General features: G+C 45.0%; 11 protein-coding genes. All 11 read left to right on the top strand.

Going from position 1 to position 16,921, the window contains the following annotated elements:
* The first annotated feature begins 196 nt into the window (after window positions 1-196).
* The 11 genes from pdhR to M0C34_RS16995 all read left to right on the top strand — a co-directional run bounded on the left by pdhR (window position 197) and on the right by M0C34_RS16995 (window position 16,921).
* A complete protein-coding gene (pdhR, locus tag M0C34_RS17045; RefSeq protein ID WP_248712872.1) occupies window positions 197-961 on the top strand; it encodes a pyruvate dehydrogenase complex transcriptional repressor PdhR in 765 nt (254 codons plus the stop codon).
* A gap of 61 nt (window positions 962-1,022) precedes the next feature.
* Window positions 1,023-3,680 carry a pyruvate dehydrogenase (acetyl-transferring), homodimeric type gene (aceE, locus tag M0C34_RS17040; protein WP_248712871.1) on the top strand — a complete coding sequence of 886 codons (2,658 nt, stop codon included), beginning with the start codon at window positions 1,023-1,025 and terminating at the stop codon, window positions 3,678-3,680.
* Between the two features lie 12 nt (window positions 3,681-3,692).
* The gene (gene aceF, locus M0C34_RS17035; protein WP_248712870.1) at window positions 3,693-5,564 is read left to right on the top strand and encodes a pyruvate dehydrogenase complex dihydrolipoyllysine-residue acetyltransferase; all 1,872 of its coding nucleotides are present in this window, start codon (window positions 3,693-3,695) and stop codon (window positions 5,562-5,564) included.
* A 131-nt stretch (window positions 5,565-5,695) separates the two neighbouring features.
* Window positions 5,696-7,126, top strand: a complete 1,431-nt coding sequence (lpdA, locus tag M0C34_RS17030; RefSeq protein WP_248712869.1) for a dihydrolipoyl dehydrogenase — start codon at window positions 5,696-5,698, stop codon at window positions 7,124-7,126.
* A gap of 81 nt (window positions 7,127-7,207) precedes the next feature.
* The gene (locus M0C34_RS17025) at window positions 7,208-9,421 is read left to right on the top strand and encodes a patatin-like phospholipase family protein (RefSeq protein ID WP_248712868.1); all 2,214 of its coding nucleotides are present in this window, start codon (window positions 7,208-7,210) and stop codon (window positions 9,419-9,421) included.
* Window positions 9,422-9,655: 234 nt separating this feature from the next.
* Window positions 9,656-12,253: a bifunctional aconitate hydratase 2/2-methylisocitrate dehydratase gene (acnB, locus tag M0C34_RS17020; protein WP_248712867.1), complete on the top strand. Its 2,598-nt coding sequence runs from the start codon at window positions 9,656-9,658 to the stop codon at window positions 12,251-12,253.
* A 317-nt stretch (window positions 12,254-12,570) separates the two neighbouring features.
* The gene (locus M0C34_RS17015; RefSeq protein ID WP_248712866.1) at window positions 12,571-13,383 is read left to right on the top strand and encodes a winged helix-turn-helix domain-containing protein; all 813 of its coding nucleotides are present in this window, start codon (window positions 12,571-12,573) and stop codon (window positions 13,381-13,383) included.
* A gap of 9 nt (window positions 13,384-13,392) precedes the next feature.
* Window positions 13,393-13,740: a YacL family protein gene (locus tag M0C34_RS17010; protein ID WP_248712865.1), complete on the top strand. Its 348-nt coding sequence runs from the start codon at window positions 13,393-13,395 to the stop codon at window positions 13,738-13,740.
* A gap of 354 nt (window positions 13,741-14,094) precedes the next feature.
* Window positions 14,095-14,433: a P-II family nitrogen regulator gene (locus tag M0C34_RS17005; protein WP_016400812.1), complete on the top strand. Its 339-nt coding sequence runs from the start codon at window positions 14,095-14,097 to the stop codon at window positions 14,431-14,433.
* Between the two features lie 45 nt (window positions 14,434-14,478).
* Window positions 14,479-15,750 carry an ammonium transporter gene (locus M0C34_RS17000; protein WP_248712864.1) on the top strand — a complete coding sequence of 424 codons (1,272 nt, stop codon included), beginning with the start codon at window positions 14,479-14,481 and terminating at the stop codon, window positions 15,748-15,750.
* Window positions 15,751-15,886: 136 nt separating this feature from the next.
* Window positions 15,887-16,921 carry an extracellular solute-binding protein gene (locus M0C34_RS16995; RefSeq protein WP_248712863.1) on the top strand — a complete coding sequence of 345 codons (1,035 nt, stop codon included), beginning with the start codon at window positions 15,887-15,889 and terminating at the stop codon, window positions 16,919-16,921.

Genomic DNA, 16,921 nt, shown 5'->3' with positions numbered 1-16,921 from the left:
TGTTGTTTACATTGTGGCGATCTAGTTCACAAAAAAAGGTCAGACCAAGTTTATTTGTATGACAAATGTGTTTACAATACTTAGGCCTTTATGCTTACAGGTTTGATGTAGATCAATTTTTCTGGACAGGGTGTTTCGTATTTGTTAATTTGCTGCGTGTAAATTGGTAATACCAATATTGATTGAATGGAAATTGATGAACTACCAACAAATTAAACCGCCAAAACTTGCCGATGTAATTGCAAAGCAATTAGAGCGAATGATCTTAGAAGGCAGTTTACCGCCTGGAGAGCGTTTGCCCGCAGAACGTGAATTGGCTAAGCAGTTTGATGTATCGCGACCTTCGTTGCGTGAGGCTATTCAACAATTGGAAGCCAAAGGATTGGTAATACGCAAGCAGGGTGGCGGTACTTATGTACAGCAGAAACTGCGTGAAGCGCTCACCGATCCCTTGTTTAATTTATTGTCCAATCATGATGAAAGCCAACTAGACTTGCTAGAGTTTCGGCATGCAGTTGAAGGTATTTCTGCTTATTACGCCGCCTTACGAGGCACCGAAGCAGACTTAGAAAAAATACAGTTGTGCCACGAGCAAATCGAACTGGCTCAACTAGATGGTAATACTGAGCAAGAAGCAAAAGCGGTGTTGAGCTTTTATGAGGCGATTACTGAAGCATCACATAACTTGGTGTTGTTTCATCTAATCAGAGGCTTAAGTCCATTGTTGGAAAAGAACATCATGGACAACTTTAAGGTCTTGTATACCCGCCCCAGTGTGGCCGAAAAAATACGCCTTCATCGGGTATTGATGTTACAGGCCATTTTGGATGGTAAGCCGGATGATGCGCGTGAAGCTTCACATAAACACTTAGCATTTATAGAAGAAACACTATTACAAATTGAGCGAGAGGAGAGCCGCGTAGAGCGTTCTAATCGTCGTTTAAAACAATTGAAAGTTTAACTCAAATCACTAGCCTGGCTAGTGGCTTGAACAATGATAAATAACTGATAAGGAAACAGCCATGTCAGAGGTACTGAAGCATGATGTTGACTCACTAGAAACCAGTGAGTGGATCGACGCCATTGAATCTGTGATCCGTGAAGAAGGCGTTGAACGTGCCCAGTTCTTGTTAGAGCAGGTCATTGCTAGCGCTAAGATCGACGGTTTAGCCGGTCCGGGTGGAGCAATTACTAGCGATTACATTAATACTATTGCGGTAAGTGACGAGCCAGAATACCCAGGCGATAGCGTGATTGAACGTCGTATCCGTTCTATTATTCGCTGGAACGCAATTATGATTGTATTGCGTGCTTCTAAGAAAGATTTAGACCTTGGCGGCCACATGGCGTCTTATCAGTCTTCTGCAGCCTTTTACGAAGTGTGTTTTAACCACTTCTTCCGTGCGCGCAATGAAAAAGACGGCGGCGATTTGGTGTACTACCAAGGCCATATTTCTCCAGGTATTTATGCCCGTGCCTTTGTTGAAGGGCGTTTAACGGCTGAGCAGCTAGATAACTTCCGTCAAGAAGTGGGTGGCAACGGCTTAAGTTCGTACCCGCACCCTAAATTGATGCCTGAATTTTGGCAGTTTCCTACAGTATCTATGGGTCTTGGCCCTATCTCGGCGATTTATCAAGCGCGCTTCTTAAAATACCTAACCGGTCGCGGTTTGAAAGACTGTACTCAGCAGCGAGTATACGCCTTCTTAGGTGATGGCGAGATGGATGAGCCAGAATCACGCGGTGCAATTTCTTTCGCCGCTCGTGAGAAGCTAGACAACCTATGTTTCTTGATTAACTGTAACCTACAGCGCCTAGATGGCCCAGTAATGGGTAACGGTAAAATCATTCAAGAGCTAGAAGGCCTATTTAAAGGCGCTGGCTGGAATGTGATTAAGGTGGTTTGGGGCAGCGAGTGGGACAGCCTATTGGCTAAAGATAGCTCGGGTAAATTATTGCAATTGATGAACGAAACCATTGATGGCGATTACCAAACCTTTAAAGCTAAATATGGTGCCTATGTACGTGAGCACTTCTTTGGCAAATACAGTGAAACTGCTGAATTAGTTAAAGACATGTCTGATGATGAGATCTTCGCCCTGCGTCGCGGTGGCCATGATCCTGTTAAACTTTACGCAGCCTTTGATAAAGCGCGTAAAACCGCAGGTGTACCTACGGTTATCTTAGCTAAAACTGTAAAAGGTTATGGCATGGGTGAAGCGGCGCAAGGCAAGAACATTGCCCACGGCGTGAAGAAAATGGACATGAACTACGTTCAGCAGTTCCGTGACCGTTTAGGGGTTGATGTTAGCGATGCAGACTTACCTAACTTGCCATATATTGAATTGAAGCCAGGTACCGAAGAGTATGAATATTTACATGCTCGCCGTACTGAATTAAAAGGTTATACGCCAACCCGTTTACCTAAGTTCACTGAAGCCTTAGCCATTCCAGAGCTTAGCGAGTTTGATGCCTTATTGGGTGAGCAAAAACGCGAAATCTCTACCACTATGGCTTACGTTCGTGCCTTGAACGTGATGTTGAAGAACAAAGGTATTGGTAAAAATATCGTGCCAATTATTGCCGATGAAGCGCGTACTTTTGGAATGGAAGGTTTGTTCCGTCAAGTGGGTATCTACAACCCAGGTGGTCAGGTATATACCCCACAAGATAGGGAGCAAGTGTCTTATTACAAAGAAGACACCAGCGGCCAAGTATTACAAGAAGGGATTAACGAGTTAGGTGCAATGAGCTCATGGGTGGCAGCGGCTACTTCATACAGCACCAACGACGTGCCAATGATTCCGTTCTACATTTACTACTCTATGTTTGGTTTCCAACGTGTGGGTGACATGTGTTGGATGGCGGGTGACCAACAAGCGCGTGGTTTCCTATTGGGTGCTACTGCCGGTAGAACCACCCTCAACGGTGAAGGTTTGCAGCACGAAGACGGCCACAGCCTGATCTTGGCTAACACCATTCCAAACTGTATTTCTTACGACCCAAGTTTTGCATTTGAAGTGGCGGTTATCTTACAAGACGGTTTACGCCGCATGTATGGTGAGCAAGAGAATGTTTACTACTACCTGACGTTGATGAACGAAAACTACCATCAGCCAGCGATGCCTGAAGGTGCTGAAGACGGCATTCGTAAGGGTATTTATAAGTTTGAATCTAATAAGGGCAGCAAAGCTCAGGTTCAATTGCTCGGTTCTGGCACGATTATGCAACAAGTACTTAAGGCCGCTAAAATCTTGAGTGAAGAGTATGACGTTGCCTCTGAAGTATTCAGTGTTACTTCATTCAACGAGTTAACGCGTGAAGGGCAAGCGGTTGAGCGTTTCAATATGCTAAACCCAGATGCGGCCGAGCAGGTACCGTTTATCACTGAAACCTTAAGTGATTTACCTACTATTGCTGCCACTGACTATATGAAGCAATACGCTGAACAGGCGCGTGCTTATATTCCTGGTAGCTACAAAGTACTAGGTACCGACGGATTTGGTCGTAGTGATAGCCGCGAAAACTTGCGTCGTCACTTTGAAGTGAATTCAGATTACATTGTTGTAGCCTCGCTCACTGAGCTAGCTAAAGCTGGAACAATCGATAAGAAGTTAGTAGGCGAAGCCATTGAAAAATACGGCATCGACACTGACAAAGTTAACCCTCTCTACGCGTAAGGGCGAAGTGATATGAGTATTGAAATTTTTGTACCAGATATTGGCGATGATGAAGTTGAAGTGACCGAAATTCTTGTCAATGTGGGCGACAGCGTAGAGTTAGAGCAATCGCTTATTTCGGTTGAAGGCGACAAAGCTGCCATGGAAGTTCCTGCTTCTCAAGCCGGTATTGTCAAAGAAATTAAAGTGGCGGTAGGCGACAGCGTTGCCACTAACGCTTTAATTATGATTTTTGAAGCTGAAGGCGCAAGCGCAGCGGCTGAAGCTCCGGAAGCTGAGGCGCCAGCGGTGTCTGCAGCGCCAGTAGCTAGCGCTGTTGAGCTGGTACACGTACCTGATATTGGCGATGATGAAGTAGAAATTACTGAAATCACCGTCAGTGTGGGCGACGTCGTAGACGCTGAGCAAACGCTAATTTCTGTAGAGGGCGACAAAGCCGCTATGGAAGTACCCGCACCGTTCGCTGGCACGGTTAAGTCGATCAGTGTGGCTGTGGGTGACAATGTGACCACCGGTTCATTGATTATGGAATTTGAAGTGGCGGGTTCTGCTGCTTCGGCTCCCGCTCCAGTGGCAGACACGGCGCCTGCGGCACCCGCTGCTAAGCAAGAGCAACAAGTGCTGATCCCTGATATCGGTGACGACGAAGTTGAAGTGACCGAAGTAGCGGTAGCGGTAGGTGATAGTGTTGAGCTAGAGCAAACGCTGATTTCTGTAGAGGGCGATAAAGCTGCTATGGAAGTTCCGGCCCCGTTTGCGGGTGTGGTTACCGCGGTTAAGGTTGCGGTAGGTGATAAGGTGAAAACTGGTTCACTGATTATGATGTTTGAAGTGAGCGCTGCAGCGCCTGCTGCTAGTGCGCCTGCGGCGAGTGCTCCTGCAGCACCCGCGCCAGCAACTAAGCCCGCTGCCGCTCCGGCTAAAGCGGCCGCACCCGCTAAAGCTGAGGCGTTTGTAGAAAATAATGCTTACTTCCATGCATCACCGGTTATTCGCCGTTTAGCCCGTGAATTTGGCGTTGATCTAGCCAAAGTGAAAGGCTCTGGTCGTAAAGGGCGTATCGTTAAAGAAGACGTACAAGCTTACGTTAAACAAGCCGTTAAAATATTAGAGTCTGGCGCTAAAGCTGGTGGCTCAGGTATGGACGTAGCGGCTTGGCCAAGTGTCGATTATTCTAAATTTGGTGAAGTGGAAGAAGTTCCATTATCACGCATTCAGAAAATCTCTGGCCCTGCATTACATCGCAACTGGGTTAAAATTCCTCACGTTACTCAATTTGACGAAGCGGATATTTCAGAAATGGAAGCCTTCCGTAAAGAGCAAAACGTGATTGCTGAGAAGCAACAGTTAGGCTTTAAGATCACCCCATTGGTGTTCATGTTAAAAGCAGCAGCAAAAACCTTAGAAAGTTTACCTAAGTTTAATTCTGCCTTATCTGATGACGGCAACAGTCTGATAATGAAGAAATACATCAACATTGGTATTGCGGTAGATACGCCAAATGGCTTAGTGGTGCCAGTAGTACGTGATGTGAATAAAAAAGGTATTTACCAACTGTCTGAAGAGCTGGTTGAGATCTCTAAGAAGGCGCGTGCTGGTAAACTCACTGCGTCAGATATGCAAGGCGGCTGTTTCACCATTTCAAGCTTAGGTGGCATAGGCGGTACCCAATTTACGCCAATTGTAAATGCCCCTGAAGTGGCTATCTTAGGGGTGTCTCGTAGCGAGATGAAACCTAAATGGAACGGTAGTGAATTTAAGCCGAAGCTAATGTTGCCATTAGCCTTGTCTTACGACCACCGAGTGATTGATGGCGCCGACGGTGCGCGCTTCATCTCTACCTTAAGTGGTTTGCTAGGTGATATTCGCCGACTAGTACTTTAGTAATAAGAGCTGGATGTTTACCATCCGGCTCTTCTTTTTTATATCGATTAACCGTAAACTCAGTTTAGCTGTATGTATAAACAACATACCCTACAGCGGCTTAACAACATAACAATACCAAGAGGTCATCAATGAGTAAGGAAATCAAGACCCAGGTGGTAGTACTGGGTGCAGGCCCTGCAGGTTATTCTGCTGCCTTCCGTGCTGCCGATTTAGGTTTGGAAACGATAATTGTAGAACGCTACGCAACCCTTGGCGGCGTATGTCTAAACGTAGGCTGTATTCCATCAAAAGCATTGCTGCACGTAGCTAAAGTGATTGAAGAAGCTAAATCACTGGCCGAGCACGGCATTGTATTTGGTGAGCCGCAAACCGATATTAATAAAATCCGTACCTGGAAAGAGAAAGTGATCAGTCAGTTGACTGGTGGCCTCGACGGTATGGCTAAAATGCGTAAAGTGAAAGTTGTTCAGGGCCTAGGTAAATTTACCGGCGCTAACTCTTTGCAAGTTGAAGGTGATGATGGCGTTACTACCATTAATTTCGACAACGCGATTATTGCTGCTGGCTCGCGCCCAGTAAAACTGCCATTTATTCCGCATAATGACCCGCGTGTTTGGGACTCAACAGATGCGCTAGAACTTAAAGAAGTTCCAGGCAAATTGTTAGTACTAGGCGGTGGTATTATTGGTTTAGAAATGGGTACCGTTTACGGTGCGCTAGGCAGTGCCATTGATGTAGTAGAATTTGCTGACCAGCTAGTACCAGCAGCAGATAAAGATGTTGTTAGAGCTTACACCAAGAAGGTGAAAGACAAGTTTAACATCATGCTAGAAACTAAAGTTGTGGCGGTTGAGTCTAAGACAGACGGCCTATACGTGACTTATGAAGGTAAACAAGCCCCGCATGAGCCAGTGCGTTATGACGCTGTACTGGTAGCGGTAGGCCGCGTACCAAACGGCTTAGGCTTAGACGCTGAAAAAGCCGGTATTACGGTGACTGAGCGTGGCTTCATTGAAGTGGATAAGCAGCTGCGCACTAACGTGCCTCATATCCACGCGATTGGCGATATTGTGGGGCAACCTATGTTGGCACACAAAGGGGTGCATGAAGGCCACGTAGCGGCTGAAGTTATCTCTGGTAAGAAACACTTCTTTGATCCTAAAGTGATCCCTTCAATTGCTTACACCGAGCCAGAGATGGCATGGGTAGGTCTTACTGAGAAAGAAGCTAAAGCTCAAGGTATTAACTACGAAGCCTCGGTGTTCCCATGGGCTGCTTCGGGGCGTGCAATCGCTTCTGATTGCGCCGAAGGCATGACTAAGATGATTTTTGATAAAGAATCTGGTCGAGTTATTGGTGGTGCGGTCGTGGGTACTAACGGCGGTGAATTGCTTGGTGAAATTGGCTTAGCCATTGAGATGGGTTGTGATGCTGAAGACATCGCGTTAACTATCCACGCTCACCCAACCTTGCATGAGTCGGTAGGTTTAGCGGCAGAAATATTTGAAGGAAGTATTACCGACCTTCCAAATGCGAAAGCCAAGAAAAAGAAAAAATAGACTCTGATAGTGTAAAAAACTACAGTTATAAAGGCAGCTTAGGCTGCCTTTATTGTTTGTATTTCAAAGGAATGACTCTTGATGCAGCTGATGCGAAACAGTTTATTATTAATGCTGCTTTTGGTGATTACCTGCAGTGCTGTGGCTCGCCCTAAGATAGGTTTAGCTCTAAGTGGTGGGGGCGCCAAAGGCGCAGCCCATTTAGGGGTAATTCAGCTTTTAGAAGAGTATCAGATCCCGGTTGATTATGTGGCGGGGACCAGCATGGGGGCCTACTTTGGCGCAATGCTGGCAATGGGGCATAGTGCTGAAGAAATTGAAGCGATGACATTTTCTATTCACTGGGAAAGTGGCTTTGTTGATGAGGTTACTCGCAGCGAACTGTCGTTGCGTAAGAAGAAGCAGCAAGATAACTATCAAGTCGCGCTACCTTTAGGGCTTAGTCAAGAAGGCATTCAATTGCCCAAGGGCGCTGTGCAAGGCCAAACCATGGCTGAAATTTTGCGCTTTGCCACCAGTAATCTAGAAGCGTTAGCCAGTTTTGATGAGCTAGCGATACCGTTTCGAGCGGTGGCTACCGATATGGCAGAGATGAAGCCCTATGTTATACAGCATGGTGATTTAGCGGTAGCGATGCAGGCGAGCATGTCGGTGCCGGGGGCGCTACGCCCAGTTGAATTAGACGGTAAACTGTTATCTGATGGCGGAGTTGTCAATAACATGCCGGTTGATGTGCTCAAAGCCATGGGTGCAGATATTATTATTGCGGTAGATATTGGCTCACGCCTTAAATCACAGGATCAGCTTAATAGCGCTGTAGATGTGGTAGACCAGCTTTCTATCTATTTAACGCGCTCTGGCACAGAGCGGCAGATAGCGTTATTAGACGTAGGGGATTTGCTGATCTCTCCAGATATGACAGGTATTGATACCGCTGATTTTTCTGCCATGCCACTGGCTTTAGCGCGCGGTAGAGAAGCAGGCAGAGAGCCTATCTCCAAATTGGCGCAGCGGATTGGTGCCCATGACTCGCAGCAATATATAGCCTATCAACAAACGATTCAGCAGCGCAAAGCCAAGCTAAAATTACATGAACAGTTTGTGGTGAGTCGCATTGAGCTAAATAATCATTCTAGTTTGAGTGATGCGGTTATTTTAACCCGTTTACAGCTTAATCAGGGAGAATTGCTATCTAAGGCAGAGTTAGAACAAAAAATTGGTCAACTGTATGCATTAGGTACCTTTGAGCGAGTGGATTACCGAATCAGTACCGAGCAAGGCGACAATGTTATTCACCTTGATACTACCGAAAAGAGCTGGGGGCCTGGTTATTTGGATATGAAAATTGGCTTACAAGAAAACTTTTCAGATAGAACCGAAGCCAATATAGGTGTGGGGCTAACCTTAACCAATTTAAATGGGCTTGGCGCAGAATGGCGCAACGAAGTTGAAATTGGTTCGATTAAGCGGTTGTATACCGAGTTTTACACCCCGATTACCGAGAATTTAAAATACTCATGGACCGTTTCGGCAGAATATGACAAAAGAAATCGGCGTATTTATGACATCACCGAAGATTTTGATTATCTAGAAGCTGGCTTTACAGACCTAAAATTTCGCACCCATATCGCTTGGAATTACCAGCCTTGGCAAGAGTGGTCTCTAGGGCTAGCCGCCAAGCGCGGTAATATTAAAGTGAACGGTATTGCTGCGGAAGCAAATTATTGGCTTTATGGCCCCTATTTTAAATTTGATTATGACACGCTGAATAGTTGGGCGTTTCCCACGAGCGGAAAAATGTTGGATCTGAACCTCACTTTATATAACGAAGATGTGGATGATTTTTCTAGCGTATTAGCGCCAAGCTTTGAAATGCGCTGGAAGTATCCATTTGGTTGGAACAAACACCACCTCAATTGGTTTGGCGAATATGGTAGCAGTGGCAGTGATTTTATAATTCCAACGGATGCACAAGATCTTGGTGGTTTTCTACGCTTATCGGGCTTTACCTACGAGCAGCTGTCGGGACGCTATAAAGCGCTCACAGGCTTGATGTACTTTTATCAGCTGCACAGCTATCAATCGCCGCTTTTCCAAGCGCCAGTTTTTGTTGGTGGGTCTTTAGAAAATGGCGGTGTTTGGAATAGTTCCAGCGACATTTCATATAGCACTGCGTTGTGGGCCGGTAGCGTGTTTGTGGCTTTAGATACCAGCACGTTAGGACCGATAGTTTTGTCCTATGGGCACAATAAAACCGAGCAAACTTTATATTTATTTATTGGCAATGACTTCTAAATACGTAACAAATGTGAATAAATTGTAACTTTTAAGCTTGTGGCTAAAGTATAATATTGCGTTTAAGCTGCTGTTTAATAAGTGTTAAATGGTTTTTTTAGCGGCGTTAGCTAAACGTCGATATTTTAATTTATAGTTAAAACAGCTATAATCTCAGCCCGATGTGGCCAGCCAAGTCATTGGCCCACTCATATGGAAATCCCCTACGGGCATTATTACAATAAGGAGCGAGCCGTGCTAGAAAGCTACCGCAAACACGTCGAAGAGCGTGCTGTTGAAGGTATTGTACCTAAACCCCTCGATGCTGAACAAACTGCAGGATTAGTAGAGTTATTAAAAGCTCCGCCAGCGGGTGAAGAGGCATTTTTACTAGATTTATTAGCTAACCGAATTCCACCAGGTGTTGATGAAGCTGCTTATGTAAAAGCGGGCTTTCTTGCCGCCATTGCTTCAGGTGAGGTAAGTTCGCCGATCGTATCTCCTGCTTATGCTACTGAGTTATTAGGTACCATGCAGGGCGGTTACAATATCGAGCCACTGATCTCATTATTAGATAACGCAGAGCTAGCGCCGATTGCTGTTACAGCATTATCTCGCACCTTATTGATGTTTGATTCTTTTCATGATGTGGAAGAAAAAGCCAAAGCGGGTAATAGTTTCGCTCAGCAAGTTATGCAAAGTTGGGCTGACGCCGATTGGTTCTTAAAACGCCCTCAAGTGGCCGAGAAATCAACCCTTACCGTGTTTAAAGTGACCGGTGAAACTAACACCGATGATTTGTCTCCAGCCCCTGATGCATGGTCTCGCCCAGATATTCCTCTACATGCTTTAGCGATGCTAAAAAATGCCCGTGACGGTATCGAACCTGATCAAGCTGGCAGCATTGGCCCTATGAAGCAAATCGAAGCCCTTAAACAAAAAGGTCATCCTTTGGTTTATGTGGGGGATGTGGTCGGTACTGGTTCATCACGTAAATCAGCGACTAACTCTGTGCTGTGGTTAATGGGCGATGATATCCCCAATGTACCTAACAAGCGTGGCGGTGGATTCTGCTTAGGCGGTAAAATTGCACCTATCTTCTTTAACACAATGGAAGATGCCGGCGCGTTGCCGATTGAACTCGACGTAGAAACCTTGAACATGGGCGATGTTATCGACATTTACCCATTTACTGGCGAAGTGAAAAAAGCCGGAACCGATGAAGTGGTTTCAACTTTTGAGCTAAAAACCGACGTATTACTTGATGAAGTGCGTGCTGGTGGCCGTATTCCACTGATTATCGGCCGTGGTTTAACTGACCGTGCTCGTACCTCACTTGGATTGGCTCCTTCAGAAGTCTTTAAACGCCCGCAAGACGTGGCTGCTTCAAGCAAGGGCTTCACCCTAGCGCAAAAAATGGTGGGTAAAGCCTGTGGTGTAGCGGGTATTCGTCCTGGTCAATATTGTGAACCGAAGATGACGACCGTGGGTTCACAAGACACAACCGGCCCAATGACCCGTGATGAGCTAAAAGATTTAGCCTGTTTAGGTTTCTCTGCAGACTTAACCATGCAGTCTTTCTGTCATACCGCGGCTTATCCTAAGCCGGTAGATGTGACCACTCACCATACCCTACCAGACTTTATAATGAATCGTGGCGGCGTATCATTGCGTCCTGGAGATGGTGTCATTCACTCTTGGTTAAACCGCATGTTATTGCCTGATACCGTTGGTACGGGGGGCGATTCGCATACTCGTTTCCCAATTGGTATTTCGTTCCCTGCGGGCTCTGGTTTGGTGGCGTTTGCCGCGGCAACCGGTGTTATGCCACTAGACATGCCTGAATCTATTTTGGTTCGCTTTAAAGGTGAAATGAAACCAGGTATTACTTTACGTGATTTAGTACATGCCATTCCTTATGCTGCGATTAAAAATGGTTTGTTAACCGTTGAGAAGAAAGGTAAGAAAAATGCCTTCTCTGGCCGCATTTTAGAAATCGAAGGCTTAGAAAACCTAAAAGTTGAGCAAGCCTTTGAATTGTCTGATGCTTCAGCTGAGCGCAGTGCCGCAGGTTGTACCATTAAGTTGGCTAAAGAGCCAATCATTGAGTACTTAAACTCTAACATTGTTATGTTGAAGTGGATGATCGCTGAGGGGTATGGTGACCGTCGTACTATTGAGCGCCGTATCACTGCTATGCAAGAGTGGATCGCTAACCCTGAGTTGATGGAATCGGATAAAGACGCTGAATATGCTGAAATTATCGAAATCGATCTCGCCGACATCTCTGAGCCAGTATTGTGTGCGCCAAACGATCCTGATGATGCACGCTTGCTGTCTGAAGTGGCCGGTCAACAGATTGATGAAGTGTTCTTGGGTTCTTGTATGACTAACATTGGTCACTTCCGCGCAGCGGGTAAGTTACTGGATAAACATACCGGTTCTTTGCCAACACGTATGTGGGTTGCACCGCCAACACGTATGGACCAAAAGCAGTTAACTGAAGAAGGTTACTACGGTATTTATGGACGTGTAGGTGCGCGTACTGAGATCCCAGGTTGTTCACTGTGTATGGGTAACCAAGCACGAGTGGCTGATAACTCGACGGTGGTATCTACCTCTACGCGTAACTTCCCGAATCGCTTAGGTACGGGTGCCAATGTTTACCTTGCATCAGCTGAATTAGCCGCAGTGTCGGCTATTTTGGGCAAGCTGCCAACTCCTGAAGAATACCTAGAGTATGCGAAACAAATTGATGCTACCGCAGCCGATACTTACCGTTACTTGAACTTTGATCAAATTAGCGACTACACAAAAGTAGCCGATGAAGTGATTATTCAAGCAGCGGTATAGTTTTTCAGCTAGTCCAAAAAGCGTAGCCTTTAGCTACGCTTTTTTATGTCTGAAATTTGTTTACGCACCGACGGCTCCAATCGTTATACGCATCCATTACCTCAATCTTAATCCTTCCATTATCTGGTTAGTTTTCCCTTCGGCTTTAACGATATTTTTATATATAAAATGGCAAATAAAAATCATTTTAAGATTTTATACGGTGTTTGATCATGTTTTTAGGCGCTATATGCTGTTTTTGTGGATAATTACAGTTATTACTGGTATAACTTTTGCGCTACATTGTACTAGTTATTCTCTTGCGGTTGGAAAGAAGTATGTCCTTTAATGATGTTGTTATAGTTGGCCCTTTGGCCGTAGATATGAGCCAAAATAGTATTACATTTAAGGATAAAAGTGCCTATTTGGGACCATTAAGAACCCACTTGTTGGGGTATTTATGTAAACATGTCAATCAAGTTGTTGGCAGAGACGACTTGTCTGATGCAGTCTGGGGACGCAGTGTTTCAGACCATACAATTAATCAGCATATCTCTCAGCTACGAAAAGTGATTACCACTTTAAATAATACCGACTTAACCATCGCCACAATTCCTAAAAAGGGGTACATCGCGCGTTGTGAAGCCGTCGCTCAAAAAGATAAAGCTAAACCAATTTTAGTTCAGCCAAAAGTATTGCTGTTGAGTGATTCTGATACTTGCCAGGCCTTACAAGCCCAGAAGGCGAACGGCGAGCTGAAAAACGTAGAGCTCTACTCTGAGATCTCGCGGGTACAAGAAAAGCTAATGACCAGCGAGTTTCAGCTGCTAATTGTAGATGTTGATTTAGCCAATGCAGAAGGCTTTAAGTTAATCAAGGCGATCAGAACTGGCCAAACCTTAGCCAGCTCAGATGTTGCGGTAATGGCCTTGGCGGCTGAAGCAGATAAAAAGCTAATGGGCTTTAATGTGTTAATGGATGTTCAAGGCTTGGCTCTAAAACCTATAGACGGTCAGCTATTAGATAGACAAATAAAGTCTGCTCTTGGCGCTCGGTTTAAGCTCAAGCCTAATGCTGCTTATGAATTAGTGCCTACTATGTTTAATCAGTGTACCGAGCTACACTTACAGTCAACTTGTGCAAATAATTAGACTGGTAGTATGGAACTGACAATACGCCGTTCGTTAGACGGCGTTTTTTTTATCGATTGTGGCGATGAGCAAAGATGTTTTGCTATGTGGTTAGAGCGAGAGCTTAACAATGACCGTGATTTTGTAGCTCAGTTGCTTGGGCGCTTAAAGTGTTTACAAGCGCTAGACGAGCTTCGTATCGATAGTGCGGAGTTTAGGTTTGTTGCGAATCGAGATGAGGTGCTTATTAAGGTTTCCACCGATACGCTGGGTGAGGACGTCATCGACCAGCTTGATGACCTGAATCTAGATGCGGCTGAAAGTGCCTGCGGTTATGACGACTTCCTGTTGTTATTGCAAAACATCATCGATTATTAGCTTGGTGCAAGCGCGCTAAGCGTGGCTGAGCTTTTTACCGCTCCCTACTGTGTTATCTAATTTTCCATAGTCATCAAGGTACTATGGGAAATATAGGCCTTAGGTCTTACTCACTTATTCCCTCCCAAATGTTTAACTGCACTCTATTAGGGCTTTTTAGTCTCGACTGTTTAATGATTGTTCCAAGTTGGGTCAATGTTAAATTTTTGTGCTCTATATTGGTGCGCCAAGCTTTGCCGTGAAATTGCAATTTTAAATTAAGTTGTTGTTTTTAATGGTTTAAATTGTTGTGGCACACACCTTGTTAGTAACTAACTAAGACTGGTTAATCGATGACTCTTTGGAGGAGTTAAAATGAAACTAATAAGTGCGATAATTAAGCCATTTAAACTAGATGATGTTCGCGAAGCTATCGCTGAAGTGGGTGTTGATGGTTTAACTGTATCAGAAGTGAAAGGTTTTGGCCGTCAGAAGGGCCACACCGAACTTTACCGTGGTGCTGAATACCAAGTGGATTTTTTACCAAAAGTAAAATTAGAAATTGCCACTAGCTCAGAAAATGTTGACCGAATCATTGAAGCTATTTCTAGTGCTGCTTACACCGGCAAAATTGGTGACGGTAAGATTTTTGTTTATGACTTAAGTAACGTTGTACGTATTCGTACTGGCGAAATGGATGCAGAAGCTATTTAAGGGGGACCTAAATAGCTTATTAATAGGGATTACGGGGAAGTAATTATGGAAAACGAAATTTATCAACTGCAGTACGCAATGGACACCTTTTACTTTTTGGTGTGTGGTGCGTTAGTAATGTGGATGGCAGCGGGTTTCTCGATGCTAGAAGCTGGCTTAGTTCGTGCTAAAAACACCACAGAAATTCTAACTAAGAATATCGCGCTTTATTCTATCGCTTGTATCATGTACTTGGTATGTGGTTATTCAATCATGTACGGCGGTGGTATTTTCTTATCGGGTATCGAAGCTTTTGATTTAGCGGGTGTTATCGCTGATAAACAAGACGCTGGCTTTGATGGCGGCAGCGTATACTCAGGCGCTTCTGACTTCTTCTTCCAAGTAGTATTCGTTGCAACGGCAATGTCTATCGTATCTGGTGCGGTTGCTGAGCGTATGAAGCTTTGGGCTTTCTTAATCTTCGCTGTAGTGCTAACTGGTTTCATCTATCCTCTAGAAGGTAGCTGGACGTGGGGCGGTGCAGACGTATTTGGTTTATACAACCTTGGTGACCTTGGTTTCTCTGACTTCGCTGGTTCTGGTATTGTTCACTTAGCCGGTGCCGCTGCTGCATTGTCAGGTGTATTACTACTAGGTGCTCGTAAAGGTAAATACAGCAAAAACGGTTCTGTTAACCCAATTCCTGGTTCAAACATGCCGCTAGCGACTGTGGGTACCTTCATCTTATGGATGGGTTGGTTTGGCTTTAACGGCGGTTCTGTATTGAAACTGGCCGATGCTGCAAGTGCTCACTCTGTGGCGATGGTTTTCCTTAACACCAACGCAGCTGCAGCTGCGGGTGCAATTACTGCGCTTATCGTATGTAAGTTAACGTGGGGTAAAGCTGACCTAACCATGCTTCTAAACGGCGCGTTAGCAGGTCTAGTAGCAATTACTGCTGAGCCTTCTACTCCTACAGCGCTTCAAGCGACGTTATTCGGTGCGGTTGCTGGCGTATTGGTAGTGGCTTCAATCGTGTTCTTCGACAAGATTAAGATTGATGATCCAGTAGGTGCTATCTCTGTTCACGGTGTTGTGGGTCTGTTCGGTCTATTGATTGTTCCACTAACTAACGACGGTGTAAGTTTCTCTGGCCAAATCATTGGTGCATTAACCATCTTTGGTTGGGTATTTGTTTCTAGCTTCATCGTATGGAGCATTCTGAAAGCGGTAATGGGTATCCGAGTTACCGAAGAAGAAGAGATGAACGGTATGGACTTACATGATTGTGGTATCGATGCATACCCAGAGTTTGTAACAGTAAAATCTTCTAACTAAGAATATTTAATTATCAAAAAGGCCTGCATTAGCAGGCCTTTTTTTGTTTTAAAACATAGTCAATCCCTTTTACCCGTGCTAATCTAAAGCCAAATGATAACGATTTGTATTTAACTTGTTGTGAAAGGATTAATTCGTGAAAAATACACCATTCTCTTCATTAATGGCTTTAGTTGTATCACTGGTGGTTGCTATACCGGCGTTTGCTGCTGAAGAAGTTAACCTTTATTCGTACCGTCAGCAAAGTTTGCTACAACCGCTTACTGATGCGTTTACTGCAGAAACGGGCATCAAAGTAAATGTTGTTCATGCAGAGAAAGGCTTGACCGAAAAAATCAAGGCGGCGGGTGCCAATAATCCAGCCGATTTAGTGCTTACTGTGGATATTGGCCGTTTGGAAGAAGTTCGCGCAGCGGGCTTATTTGAGCCTGTTAATTCAGCTTTGATTAATGAGGTTATTCCTGCGCATTTACGCCACCCCGAAAACCTTTGGTTTGCATTGACTACCCGCGCTCGGGTTATCTATGCACATAAAGATCGGGTTGCAGCTGGGGAGTTAAACTCGCTGAATGATTTAGCGGACCCTAAGTGGAAAGGGCGTATTTGTACTCGCTCTGGTAAACACGTCTACAACATTGGGCTTATCGCTTCGGTTATCGCAGAAGACGGTGAAGCTGCTGCAGAAACATGGTTGCGTGGCGTTAAAGATAATTTGGCTCGTAAACCTCAAGGTAATGACCGCGCTCAAGCTAAGGCCATATTTGAAGGTCAATGTGATTTAGCCATCGCTAATCGTTACTACATGGGCAAAATGTATTACAACACCAAAAGCCCCGAGCAGCAGCAATGGGCAGAGAATATTCGTGTTGAATACTTGGACCAACAGGTGGGTGGTCGTGGCCAGCACATCAATATTTCTGGCGCAGGTTTATTGAAAACGGCTAAAAATAAAGCCAATGCTATTAAGTTACTCGAATTTTTAGCCGGTGAGCAAGCACAGGGCCTTTACGCTACCGCGAATTTTGAAGAGCCGGTTCGTCAGGGAATTCAAACCGATGAGTACATTGAGAGCTTAGGCGATTTTAAAGCAGACCGTATATCTTTGCAGGCGGTGGCAGAGCAGCGCGCAGCAGCAGCACGTTTAGTTGACCGTGTTGGCTTTGATATGTAA

Origin of the sequence: Agarivorans sp. TSD2052 (assembly GCF_023238625.1) — a bacterium.
GTDB lineage: Bacteria > Pseudomonadota > Gammaproteobacteria > Enterobacterales > Celerinatantimonadaceae > Agarivorans.
This window is presented reverse-complemented; position numbering and strand designations above follow the sequence as displayed.

Excerpts from the sequence above, each read along its gene's own strand:
- M0C34_RS17005 (WP_016400812.1), top strand. The coding sequence starts at position 14,095 with ATGAAACTAATAAGTGCGATAATTAAGCCATTTAAACTAGATGATGTT.
- lpdA (WP_248712869.1), top strand. The coding sequence starts at position 5,696 with ATGAGTAAGGAAATCAAGACCCAGGTGGTAGTACTGGGTGCAGGCCCT.
- M0C34_RS17025 (WP_248712868.1), top strand. The coding sequence starts at position 7,208 with ATGCAGCTGATGCGAAACAGTTTATTATTAATGCTGCTTTTGGTGATT.
- M0C34_RS17010 (WP_248712865.1), top strand. The coding sequence starts at position 13,393 with ATGGAACTGACAATACGCCGTTCGTTAGACGGCGTTTTTTTTATCGAT.
- pdhR (WP_248712872.1), top strand. The coding sequence starts at position 197 with ATGAACTACCAACAAATTAAACCGCCAAAACTTGCCGATGTAATTGCA.
- aceE (WP_248712871.1), top strand. The coding sequence starts at position 1,023 with ATGTCAGAGGTACTGAAGCATGATGTTGACTCACTAGAAACCAGTGAG.
- M0C34_RS17015 (WP_248712866.1), top strand. The coding sequence starts at position 12,571 with ATGTCCTTTAATGATGTTGTTATAGTTGGCCCTTTGGCCGTAGATATG.
- M0C34_RS17000 (WP_248712864.1), top strand. The coding sequence starts at position 14,479 with ATGGAAAACGAAATTTATCAACTGCAGTACGCAATGGACACCTTTTAC.
- aceF (WP_248712870.1), top strand. The coding sequence starts at position 3,693 with ATGAGTATTGAAATTTTTGTACCAGATATTGGCGATGATGAAGTTGAA.